An 11,155-nucleotide genomic window follows, 5' to 3' on the forward strand; every position below is an offset into this window, starting at 1 on the left:
TCTCTTCAATAGCTCCAGTTTATCATATCGGTGGCTAAAGAAGAAAAAAACGCCCTGCAGCAGAGCCGCGGGCGTTCTTCCTTATTGAATTTCAGCTGCCGGTTCCTTGGCCGGCTCGGCGGTGAATGCCCGATGCTCTTCCTCGGCTGCCGGTCTCGCACGTCTGACGAATGACGTCAAAACCAGCGCGACAATCGCAATGAATGTAGAGACGAGGAACGTGAAATTGATTCCTTCGAGCAGTGCCCGATTGACGATGGTTTCCGGTGCGGTTCCCGCCGACAGCAATTGCTCGCCGGCTGCTTCTGCGCGGGAGTTCATGACGGTGATCAGCAGCGCAGAACCGATCGCTCCGGACACTTGCTGAAGCGTATTGTTCATGGCGGCTCCGTGCGGATTCAAAACCGGCGTCAGCTGGTTCAGTCCGTTCGTCATGACCGGCATCATGACCATCGAAATGCCGAACATCCGGATGGTATACATCCCCATGATCTGAAGATAGGTCGTCTCCAGACTCAGCTGACTGAAGAAATACGTGGAAAGGACGACGATCGACAGGCCGATCATGGCAAGGGCCCTTGCGCCGAATTTATCGAACAGCCGCCCGGTGACCGGAGACATGAGACCCATGATCAGGGCTCCCGGAAGCATAAGGAGACCGGAATCCATCGGCGATATCCCTTTGATGGTCTGGACGTATATGGGCATCAGGATCATGGCCGAAAACATCGAAATGGACAGGACAATGGAAATAGCTGATGACAGCGCGAACATCGGGTACTTGTAGACCCTGAAATCGAGCATCGGCACTTCCAGCTTCAGTTGGCGGCTGATGAATAAAATCAGACCAGCCGCCCCTGCTGCAATCGTCCCGTAGACAAGCGGATCCGACCATCCATAGTCGGCGGCAGAACTGAACCCATAGAGCAAACCGCCGAATCCGATACTGGAAAACACGAGAGACAGGCTGTCGATCTTCAGCTCTCTATTCTGGACCATAATGTTTTTCATTTTAAAAATCCCGAGTGCCAGCGGAACGAGTGCAAGGGGCAGCACAATGAAGAATAACGTGCGCCATGAGGAATGCTCGATAATATAGCCCGACAATGTCGGTCCGACTGCCGGCGCAACGATCATGACGAGACCGAAAAGTCCCATTGCCGATCCCCTCCGTTCGACCGGGAACGCGGCCAGCATCACATTCATCAGGAGCGGCATCATCAGCGCCGCCCCTGCCGCCTGGATCATTCGCGCTATAAGGAGCACACCGAAAACCGGTGCCACGGCAGCCAGCAGCGTGCCGGCCGCGAACAGCGACATTGCCGTGATGAAAATGGAGCGGTTCGTATAGCGCTGGATGAAAAACGCACTGGCCGGAATCAGAATTCCGTTGATCAGCATGAAGCCAGTCACCAGCCACTGTACGGTCGATGCATCCACTTCAAAGTCTACCATGATGGACGGAAGCGCGACGTTCAGCAGTGTCTGATTGAAAATCGCCACGAAAGCTCCTGTGAAAAGTATGGCGATCATGCCGTATGGCGGTTTTTTTTGTTCAGTCATTCATTGATTCCTCCATTTTATACTTACTGTTCACTTTCTATACTAACTGTACATTCAATCATTCTATACCGGCTGTCCAGGAAAAGCAATTGTTTGAACCGCATTAGTTTCCTGCATTGATACGGCAAGCTTTTATCTGTAAACTGAAAATAGACTACGAGTACAAAAGGTGAAAATATGAACACGAGAAAAAAGCAGATCATCGATGCGGCTTACCTTCTTTTCGTCGATAAAGGCTATGCTGCCACATCCATACAGGACATTTTGGATAAAGCGAAGATTTCGAAAGGGACTTTTTACAATCACTTTACTTCAAAGGCGGAATGCCTTCGGGCCATTCTTGAATACATTTCAGAAGAAATCGGAGAAAAACGCCGTGAGGCAGCGGAAGGCCGGAGTATAGCCGATCCGGGCGTCCTCGCCGACCAGATTTCCATCCGCATGCAGATGAGCAGGGAACGGAATTTATTCGCCTTATACGAGAGTGTTTTCTACTCTGAAGACACGGAGCTGAAAGCTTTTGCCAAAGAGCAGCATATCCGGGATTTGACCTGGCTGGCCGGGCGTCTGCCTGAAGTCTACGGCAGCGCTGCGGAGCCGTATGCACTCGAGAACGCTTCCCTGGTGCTTGGCACCATCCAGCATTTACTGCATCTTTACCAATATGGAACAAGCACCGAATTGCCGTCCGATCGACTGACGGCTTTCGTTCTGCGGCGAATGGAAGCTGCGCTGGGAGATCAGATCGAGAAACAGGACAAATTCCTTCCGTTCGCTCTCGGTGATCTGAAGAAGCATGCACCGGACAACGCACCTACGCTCCAAAATCGTCTCCGTGCTGTCGCGGATGCCAGTGAGGGCCGGGCAGCTGAACTTGCCGATTTTATTGCAGACGAACTGGAAGAACGGGCACCGCGCCGCCATTTGATCGGCATGGCTCTCAGCGGTCTGGAAGCCGAAACCTTACCGGACGGCTCTCTGGCACACGATATCCGCACATTCCTGGCAGCAGAATAAGCGGCCGCGAAGCGAAGCAATGCTGCCTCATGCGGCACCGCAAAGGAAAACCGGACCTGGATTTCTCCAGGTCCGGTTTTCCTCATGCTTTCTTCAGTTCATAGCCGCTCGCTTTTACTGCGCTTTCCGCCAGTACTGCCGAAGAGTCGACGTAGAAATCGGATAATCCAAGCTCTTTGCGGACAACCGATAACTCGGTGCAGCCGAGAAGCACTTTATCGCACCCGAGCTCCTTCATCTGGGCATCGATTTTTTCCCAGTCGGAAGCACTGACGGGTTCGCCCGCTTTCACACAATCATAAATGACTGACATTACAAGCCGCTGGACCTCATCCGAAGGGATGACCGGCTCCAGTCCAGCTTTTTCGCACGCCTGCTGGTAGACCCGGGTCTTCAGAGTCCCATCCGTGGCCAGAATACCCGTCCGGACAGCCCTTTGCCGCTTCGCTTCGGCTGCTGTTTCATCAATCATATGGATAAGCGGAACAGGAAGCGCTTCCTGCAGTTCCTGATAGAAACTGTGTGCGGTGTTGCACGGCATGGCAAGCACTTCGGCCCCCATTTCCACCAGTTTCCGGCCATCCGCAATCATGACCGGCACCGGGCTTTCGGAAGATTCTCCGAGAATGAACGCTGTCCTGTCCGGAATGCGCGGGTTGTTGGATATCAGCATCGGCACATGATCCTGGTCCCTGTCAGCAGCAGTCCGGCGGACGATCATTTCCCCGAGAAACATCGTCGCCAGTGGCCCCACACCGCCTATTATGCCGAGCGTCTTTTTCATGATAGCCCTTTTTTGTTGAAATATTTTTTGTATTTGCGGTAGTAATTCAAGTTATTCAGAGTCAGATTCAGCCAGCGCTTCGGATTAAAGTCTTCCCGATAAAACAATGAATTGGTCACTTTTCCTTCATTGATGAGCCGGCGGGCTTTCCGTTTGAGCTCCTGATTCTCCGCGTACTTGTACAGCACGCCATTCGGAATGATCGTCCACAGGTGTTCATTCTGCGCATACGTCAGTTCCTGCGGGATATTGAAAATGTGATCGTCCGCCGCATATTTCATCAAGTTGTGTCCGGCAGCCGTTACATAGTAACTGCTCCGGCCGTTCCGGAGATTGATTTCGAACAGCTTGTATTCGCCGTCCCGTTCGTCGAATTTCATATCGAAATTCGCGAATCCCGTATAACCGATGTCTTCCAGGAAAAACCGGACCCGGTCCATCAGTTCCTTATCATAAGTCGTAATGATCGCCGCGTAACTCCCGATCCCTTCAGGTGTATGTTCCTCCAGTATCGGGTTGCCGAGCGACATAAGTTTTACGTTTCCATCTTTTCCGACATAAGCATTCAGCACACGCATATAGGAATCATCCCCGGGAATAAATTCCTGGATGATCAGGTTATCCTGATAGCTCGACGAATAAATGGCCTCGAATATTGCATTCCGCTCCTCTTCGTCCTCCGCAACAAAAACCTTCTTTTTTCCCGGAAAACTGCAGTTCCAGTAAGCCACTGAATTAGAGGCCTTAATGATAATGGGATAGTCGAACCCGAGCTGAAGATCCCGGTAGTTTTCCGGTGTCGCCATATCGGTTTTCGGGTAGCTGAATCCATATTTGTCACACATTTTGTAGAAGTTTTCTTTCAGGACGATTTCATTCATCAGTTCCTCGCCGATGTAAGGCACTTCGAAATCCTCCGTGAGGAGCGGTTTATGGCGGATGATCAGCTTCGCATAATCGTCGCCGCAGGCAAGGAGAAGTTTCGGGATTTCAGGGAATTCTTCAGCCAGGCCATCCATGGTCCGGATAAACACATCGTCTTCGTTCAGACCTTCCACCGAGCGGAAGGAAAGGATTTTACTGTTCTGCGTCACGGTCAGCGCCGACCTTCCTATGACAAGCGGCTTAACACCATAGGCTTCATAGAAAGAGCGGGCCATTCCGTATGCGTTCATATCCGATCCTAACAGGATCGGCAAAAAATCAGTTCCGGCTGCTGCCATACGTATATCATCTCACTTTAATTATTTGAATTGGACAGTACTCAGTTTATCATATCCCCCACTGCTTGGAAATCAAGGCTTCCGCCGTGCCCGTACAAATTGTTCGAAGGCGAAGGCATATTCGATGAGCTGGGGCTCGGCGAAGCTCTGGCCGGTGAATGTGATTCCGAACGGTTCTCCCTCTTCTGTGAACGCGGCCGGAACGGTAATTGAAGGGAACCCCGCAGCCGCTCCGATATTGCAGCCGAAGTCTTGCGGCAACAGGATGACATCGACTCCTGCGTCTTCCATGTTCTTCCGCAGCCCCCGTTCGGCGGCCAGGAACCTGTTCCGTTCCAGCGCCTCCTCGTATTCCCGTTCCGTCAATTCACCGGTGAGCGTGCTGGCCTTCTCCAAGAGGTTCTGGCCGAATTTCAGCATCTTTCCCGCATTTTCGCTGTTATAGCTCATCACATCCCGCATCGAACGGATGGGATTCAGCGGGTTGGATTTCCCTAAATAGTAGTCCAGGTCTGCTTTGAATTCGTGCAAAAGCACCGCGAATCCAAGATCTTCCTGGACGACTTCCAAGTCGATCGGATCTTTCACTTCCGCCCCGCAAGCCTCCAGCTTTCGGATGGCATCGCTGAAAAGTGCCCGCATTTCCCTGCTTATGTCCTGTTCAAATAAATTACGTGGGATACCGATCCTGACGCCTTCCAGTCCGGTACTTTTAAAATGCAGGCTCCAGTCATAGTTCTCGAACGGCTCTGCCATCACTGTGATGGGATCTTTAGGGTCATGGCCGGCCATCGCTCCTAAGATGATCACTGCGTCTTCCACTGTCCGTCCGAAAGTGCCGGGCGTATCTTGCGTGTGGGAAAGCGGAATGATCCCCCGTCTGCTGGCAAGTCCTACCGTAGGTTTGATTCCGACGAGACTGTTCTGAGCCGCCGGATTGATGACAGAGCCGGATGTTTCTGTGCCGACCGCGCCAGCCGCCAGATTGGCGGCAGTCCCTGCAGCCGACCCGGAACTCGATCCGCCGACATCAAAATCCCCGTATGGGTTTTTGACTTGCCCGCCACGTGAACTGTAGCCATTGGGCATATCCTGCGACATGAAATTCGCCCACTCCGTCATATTCGACTTTCCGAGGATGACAGCCCCTGCCTCCCGGAGACGCCGCACGGTGTCCGCATCTTCCGTGGCATAGTGATTTTCCAGCGCGAGTGATCCCGCGGTCGTGTGCATTTTATCCGCCGTACCGAAATTATCTTTTACGAGCAGTGGAATGCCGTGCAATTTCGAGCGTGCACCTTTCGTTTTCCGTTCAAAATCCAGCGCCTGCGCGATTTGAAGCGCATCCGGATTCAGTTCCAAAACCGCATTGACATCTTTTCTGAGCGAAATGTTCTCCCTGTACATCAGGACGAGCTCTTCTGCTGTAAGTTCTCCTTCTTCCATCAGTTCCTGCATGCCGCTGATGGTCATCTCATCGAGCCGCTCTGTCCGGAATTTTTCCAGCTTCTCACTATGCATCGGCTTCATCCTCCATTTTAAAATGCCTGTCCTTTCCCTCTCCTTGCGAGGATTTATTTAATAAAAAAAGCCGAAATCTATTCGGCTTCCGGTTCTTCTGTATATGTTTTCATCAGTTCATACAGCGTCAGTTCATACAGCTGCCGCCCATCTACTTTAAAAACGTTCATTCCTACAAGATCTTCGATAATCCGTTCCCGCTTCATTTCAAACGGGGATTCAGGAAACTGTTCCAACACGATGTTCCTCTCCTTGCTGTTATGGTTCCGGTTCTTCTATACCCGTTCCTGAACCGGCGTAAAACCTGATTGTCTTTTCTGAACCGGGTATAGGGTATAGTAAGGGGAAGAAAGGAGCTGGCGGAATGAGATTAGGATACGCTTGTATGAATACCGAATTGAAAAGTGTTTTCCGGACATGCCGTGCATCGACAGCGGCGGCGGAAGGCACTTCTATCATAAAAAAACTGACATTGGAGAACTTGGAGACGACCTTTAAGATTCTCCATTGGAACCAGCGGCATGATATCGCTTTTTACCGGGCATCAAGTTCGATCGTCCCTCTTTCCACCCACCCGGTGAATGACTGGACCTGGTGGGAAGATAAAGACGTGCTCCACGCTGCGCGTCAAATTTCCGACTATGCAGCCGTCCATCGCATGCGTTTGTCTATGCATCCCGGTCAGTATACGGTTTTGAATTCCCCGAAACCTGAAGTGGTCAAAAAAGCGATCGAAGATCTTGAATACCACGACAGACTCATCACGCTTTTAGGCGGATCGGACTTGATCCTGCATACAGGCGGTGCATACGGTGATAAGGAAAGCGCCAAAAAACGGTTTGCGGACAATTACAGGGACCTTTCAGAAAGCATCCGGCGCAAATTGCGGCTGGAGAATGATGACAAGGTGTTCACGGTGCAGGACGTGCTGGAGATCAGCTGGATGTGCGGCATCCCTGTCTGTTTTGACATCCATCATCATAATTGCCATAACGATGGCACGCCTGTCGATATCGCTGCGATTCTCGATACTTGGGAAGGCTTCGGCATTCCGAAGATCCATATCAGCACCGGCAAAGAATCCCGGACGGACCGCAGGCACCATGATTTCGTTTCTGAAGAGGATGTACGGGAGCTGATCGCACTCTTGGACGGAGCGGATGCAGATATCATGTTCGAAGCAAAATTGAAGGAACAATCGATTTTGCCTTTTTTGGATGAATTGAACAGACAATAAATGAAAAAGTGTCCAAACAAGCCGGCGTACTTCCGGCTGATTTGGACACATGGTTCTACCCGATTTGAAATCGGAATTTCACCGTCAATTATTAATACGGTAGAGGAAAACGGCCAGTTGTCCTCTCGTGACGTCCCGGTCTGTGCCGAAATGTGTTGCCGATATGCCATTTGTCACACCGTTCGCCACAAGCGCATCGACAGCCGCTTCATATCGCACGGATACGTCAGCGAATGAAGATGCGGAACTGCTGCCAGCAAGGTCATATGCCCGCTGCAAAACGAGCGCGGTTTCACCACGGGTAAGATAGCCGGATGAATCGAACCTGGCGGACGTTTTCCCGTTCATGATCCCTTCCTCTTTCAAAGCGTTCACAGCACCTGCCGCTCGTGCCGGTACGTCAGTGAAACCGGAAGGGGGAGCGGAAACAGTATCCAGCTTTAGAATCTTTGCCATCCAAACCGCCGCATCCACCCGTTTTATCGGCTGATAAGTTCCGAATGCCGTTGAAGATATCCCATTTGAGACGCCATTTTTGACTAAGTAGTTTACAGCCGGCGCATAGAACGCAGATACATCCTGGAAACCCGACTGTCCAGGGATGATCAGGACCTGGCCGACCCGGATCAGGCTGGGATCCGTGATGCCATTGGCAGCAGCCAGCTGCTCCACAGTTACATTAAACCGGAGAGCGATACTGTAAAGCGTGTCGCCAGCTTGGACAGTATAGGTCTTGACCGTGGACGGCGGCGTTCCGGTCGGCAAGTTCAGCATTTCAGAGACCGTCACAAATTTATAGCCCTGCGCTTTGAGTTTCGAAATCATCACCGGAAGTGCGCCCGGTGTTCCTGACGCGCCTGCCCCTGTATGCATCAGGATGATGGAACCCGGCTTCACGTTACTCATCACTTTTGTGACAATCTGATCAGCTGAAACTCCCCGCCAGTCGACTGTATCGATATCCCACTGGATTGTATGGGTATAACCCGCATCACCGATCGCGCGGAGAGCAGCCGAATTCACTGCCCCGAACGGTGCCCGGAAAATCGGTTTCGTCGATCTGCCTGTCAGGTTCCGGATAACAGATTCTGTCCGGTCCAGTTCGCTTTTGATCTGGGAAGCGGTCAGTTTTGTGAAATCCGGATGCGAGTAAGAATGGTTGCCGAGCTGATGTCCTTTCGACGCGATATTCCGGATGGACTGAGGGTGATCCATGGCTCCTGACCCCGTCAAAAAGAAGGTCGCCCGCACATTGTGATCCGACAGAATCTGCAGAAGCTTCCCGATATTTGTGCCATCAGAACCGTCATCGAACGTCAGCGCGACGACTTTGCTTGAAGTACTTCCTTTCGTTATGAATTGGGAACTGGCGGCAGCGGCGGAACCCACAAAGGAAAATAGCATCAGGATCGCCAGGGAACAGACAGCAAACACTCTCATCAGCCGGCCTTTCATTTTAGTCACCCCTTTTTATTTTAGCGCCTTTTACAAAAAGGCACTTTAACCCATAAAGTGAATAAAAAGGATAATTAAACTGAAAATTTAGACTTTTTGTTTTTATTATACTCCTTTTTTGACTGACTGTAATCCCTGAATCGAAAGAAGCTGCATGATTTCAAGTGTTTTCCTGCACTGGCTGGCTTCATGCGTCCGCTTTCCTTGAAGCGGTTTCCGTAAAAAAACCCATGGATGGACTATCCATGGGTTTTGACTGAGCAGGTCATTCCATCTCCCTGCGGCTGGCTGCTCAAACTGCAAGATCTGTTGTGAGAATTGAATCGACCGCCAGTTTGGCAATCGTCCCGTTCGATAAAATGAATTTATCGATGTTGATATGAGAGAAATTCGGGATGTGTTCTTCCCTCTCCACCTCGACTGTTGTATGTACGTCCGATGCAATCCGCTCGACAGCAGTAGCTACCATGAGCGACTTGCCGTCCGTAAGAATCTGATCTTCGATCCGGTCATCCGCAAAGATCAGGACTGCCTTGGCCAGCCCGATATTCGCCTTTTTCAGCACTGCGCCATCCGTCGCATTCCCTTTAACATAATGGATCCGCTCATGGATTTCTTTCGCTTTTTCAAGCCGGTCGATTACGACCACTTCAATTTTCGGATCTCTCTTGAGAATTTCGCGGATGGCATTTTCCGCCTTGTGTGACCAATCGATAATGACTACATGGTTTTTCCCCTGATACATCAGCTCACCGCCCTCTTTCTTTCTTTTGTACACAGTAAGGCTTTCTATCGCTTTCCCGATAAATGACGCAAACAGCCCGATGCCTGCTATGTAAAGGAACAGGATGGTGAAGAGACGCCCCGCAGCCGTCACCGGATAAAAATCCCCATAGCCCACCGTCAGCATGGTCGTCATGGTGAACCAGAACGAATCACCATACGTATTGAATGTTTCCGGTTCAATCCATGGCATGGCAAGTGTGCTGAGGGCAATCAGGATCACGGTGAAAACAGTCAGCATGACCCAGGAAAGATTCGTCGCAGTCAAGTAAAGCCTTCGCAGCACTATCAACAATGATCACCTCGCTTTTGATTCAAGTATACACGTGACAAATCCCCGTTTTTAAAAATAATTAAAAAAAAGTGAAGTCCCCTCAGGAACTTCACGCTGCATTTTTCTTCTTTGATTCGACCAAATCCGCCACTAATACGTACCGTTTAGGCGCATCTCCGATAAAATCGAACGGATAGCATGTCGTCAGCGTCAAGGTGGCATCCTCTTTCTGCACAATTACTGTTTTGTCCAGATCATCCACGATCCGTACCGTATGGACCTTGTACGTGAATTCACCGGCTCCTGTCCGGACGACGAGAAGATCGCCCTCGCCGACTTGACCGAGGTCGCGGAACACCGTATCCCGGTGGCCGGAAAGCACACTGTTATTACTCATACCCGGAAGAACACTTTCAGCGAAATGGCCGACGCCTTTTGCCAGCTCATCCGGATCTGAACCATGGAATACCGGGATTGCCGCATCCAGTTTAGGGATGATCAATTTCCCGAACTCTTCCCCTTCTTCCGGATAGTCGGAATAAAGCGGATCCAGTTCCTGATCAGCAACCGGCGCAGCCGCCACTGCGTCTCCCGATGGTACTGTAAATTCCGAGCCGTCGGTTTCCAGCTCATCCACCGCAAAATAACCTTGGGCGAATGAAAAGAGGCTGTATAGCGCGAAACTGATTCCCAGCACCATCAGTGCGATAGATAAAGACGGAAGAACCATGCGTCGCCGCACGGTTCTTCCGGGTCTTCTCCGTCTGCTCATTATTGCTCACCTTCACGTCTTCTTGAAGTGAAGAATGCTGCTGCACCCAGAAGCGCAATTCCAGTACCGATCAGCATATTCTGAACGGAGTTGGTCGCAGTGTCCGGCATTTGTTCGCCGTCCACTTCATTCACCACGGTAAATCCTGCGTCTTCAAGTGCCCACTCGAGATCGGCGACGAATACGAAGTCTTCCTCAGCAAATCCATTTTCTTCGAGGAAAGTATTATATTCGTCTTCTGTCAGATCATACTCGTAAAGGACAGTTGACAGGTTTTCATCGTCGAGCAGCGGGCCGACTGTTGCTTCAAGTTCAGCAAAATCGTTGAAGTCAGCCAGTTCCATATCATAATTCTCCATCAAGTAGGCATTGAACTCATCTTCTGTCCAGCCATATGGCGTCAGGTAAGTCTCTTCGACGAGTGCCATATCGAGACCAGCTTCATCTGCTGCTCCTGCTTCTTCCTCAGCACCGACCGCATTGTCATCAAACGAAATATCTTCCACCGGTCCGACTGTCGCTTCAA

General features: G+C 50.9%; 11 protein-coding genes. 2 read left to right on the forward strand and 9 right to left on the reverse strand.

The window, feature by feature from the left end:
• Positions 1-81: 81 nt before the first annotated feature.
• Entirely contained in the window at positions 82-1,563 is a 1,482-nt protein-coding gene (locus CCE92_RS12100; protein WP_088008230.1) for a DHA2 family efflux MFS transporter permease subunit, read from the reverse strand.
• A 177-nt stretch (positions 1,564-1,740) separates the two neighbouring features.
• Between CCE92_RS12100 and CCE92_RS12105 the strand changes: the two genes are divergently transcribed.
• Positions 1,741-2,580: a TetR/AcrR family transcriptional regulator gene (locus CCE92_RS12105; RefSeq protein ID WP_088008232.1), complete on the forward strand. Its 840-nt coding sequence runs from the start codon at positions 1,741-1,743 to the stop codon at positions 2,578-2,580.
• 82 nt (positions 2,581-2,662) lie between these two features.
• Here the strand turns inward: CCE92_RS12105 and cuyB are convergent, their stop codons facing one another.
• The 4 genes from cuyB to CCE92_RS12125 form a co-directional block, all read right to left on the reverse strand.
• Positions 2,663-3,364 (reverse strand): cysteate racemase, encoded by a 702-nt coding sequence (cuyB, locus tag CCE92_RS12110; RefSeq protein ID WP_338152471.1) that lies wholly within the window; start codon positions 3,362-3,364, stop codon positions 2,663-2,665.
• Positions 3,361-4,587 (reverse strand): carboxylate--amine ligase, encoded by a 1,227-nt coding sequence (locus CCE92_RS12115; protein ID WP_088008236.1) that lies wholly within the window; start codon positions 4,585-4,587, stop codon positions 3,361-3,363. Before CCE92_RS12115 ends, cuyB begins: the two co-directional genes overlap by 4 nt.
• Before the next feature lie 72 nt (positions 4,588-4,659).
• Complete coding sequence (locus CCE92_RS12120; protein ID WP_088008238.1) at positions 4,660-6,108, reverse strand: amidase family protein; 1,449 nt, start codon at positions 6,106-6,108, stop codon at positions 4,660-4,662.
• A 77-nt stretch (positions 6,109-6,185) separates the two neighbouring features.
• Positions 6,186-6,347, reverse strand: a complete 162-nt coding sequence (locus tag CCE92_RS12125; RefSeq protein ID WP_241536022.1) for a Fur-regulated basic protein FbpA — start codon at positions 6,345-6,347, stop codon at positions 6,186-6,188.
• A 125-nt stretch (positions 6,348-6,472) separates the two neighbouring features.
• On the opposite strand from CCE92_RS12125, the gene uvsE reads away from it, so the two are divergent.
• Positions 6,473-7,345: a UV DNA damage repair endonuclease UvsE gene (uvsE, locus tag CCE92_RS12130; RefSeq protein WP_088008242.1), complete on the forward strand. Its 873-nt coding sequence runs from the start codon at positions 6,473-6,475 to the stop codon at positions 7,343-7,345.
• An 84-nt stretch (positions 7,346-7,429) separates the two neighbouring features.
• Here the strand turns inward: uvsE and CCE92_RS12135 are convergent, their stop codons facing one another.
• The 4 genes from CCE92_RS12135 to CCE92_RS12150 form a co-directional block, all read right to left on the reverse strand.
• Entirely contained in the window at positions 7,430-8,800 is a 1,371-nt protein-coding gene (locus CCE92_RS12135; RefSeq protein WP_088008243.1) for a polysaccharide deacetylase family protein, read from the reverse strand.
• Between the two features lie 292 nt (positions 8,801-9,092).
• Positions 9,093-9,851, reverse strand: coding sequence for an ion channel (locus CCE92_RS12140; protein WP_088008244.1), 759 nt, complete (start codon positions 9,849-9,851; stop codon positions 9,093-9,095).
• Positions 9,852-9,966: 115 nt separating this feature from the next.
• The gene (gene srtD / locus CCE92_RS12145; RefSeq protein ID WP_088008245.1) at positions 9,967-10,629 is read right to left on the reverse strand and encodes a class D sortase, LPxTATN-specific; all 663 of its coding nucleotides are present in this window, start codon (positions 10,627-10,629) and stop codon (positions 9,967-9,969) included.
• Positions 10,629-11,155: processed acidic surface protein (locus CCE92_RS12150; RefSeq protein ID WP_088008246.1), on the reverse strand; the 527-nt coding region annotated here is incomplete at its 5' end. The genes srtD and CCE92_RS12150, both read right to left, overlap by 1 nt.

Source organism: Indiicoccus explosivorum (genome assembly GCF_002167005.1).
GTDB lineage: Bacteria > Bacillota > Bacilli > Bacillales_A > Planococcaceae > Indiicoccus > Indiicoccus explosivorum.

Excerpts from the sequence above, each read along its gene's own strand:
- CCE92_RS12135 (WP_088008243.1), bottom strand. The coding sequence starts at position 8,800 with ATGAAAGGCCGGCTGATGAGAGTGTTTGCTGTCTGTTCCCTGGCGATC.
- CCE92_RS12120 (WP_088008238.1), bottom strand. The coding sequence starts at position 6,108 with ATGCATAGTGAGAAGCTGGAAAAATTCCGGACAGAGCGGCTCGATGAG.
- CCE92_RS12100 (WP_088008230.1), bottom strand. The coding sequence starts at position 1,563 with ATGACTGAACAAAAAAAACCGCCATACGGCATGATCGCCATACTTTTC.
- CCE92_RS12105 (WP_088008232.1), top strand. The coding sequence starts at position 1,741 with ATGAACACGAGAAAAAAGCAGATCATCGATGCGGCTTACCTTCTTTTC.
- cuyB (WP_338152471.1), bottom strand. The coding sequence starts at position 3,364 with ATGAAAAAGACGCTCGGCATAATAGGCGGTGTGGGGCCACTGGCGACG.
- uvsE (WP_088008242.1), top strand. The coding sequence starts at position 6,473 with ATGAGATTAGGATACGCTTGTATGAATACCGAATTGAAAAGTGTTTTC.
- CCE92_RS12115 (WP_088008236.1), bottom strand. The coding sequence starts at position 4,587 with ATGGCAGCAGCCGGAACTGATTTTTTGCCGATCCTGTTAGGATCGGAT.
- srtD (WP_088008245.1), bottom strand. The coding sequence starts at position 10,629 with ATGAGCAGACGGAGAAGACCCGGAAGAACCGTGCGGCGACGCATGGTT.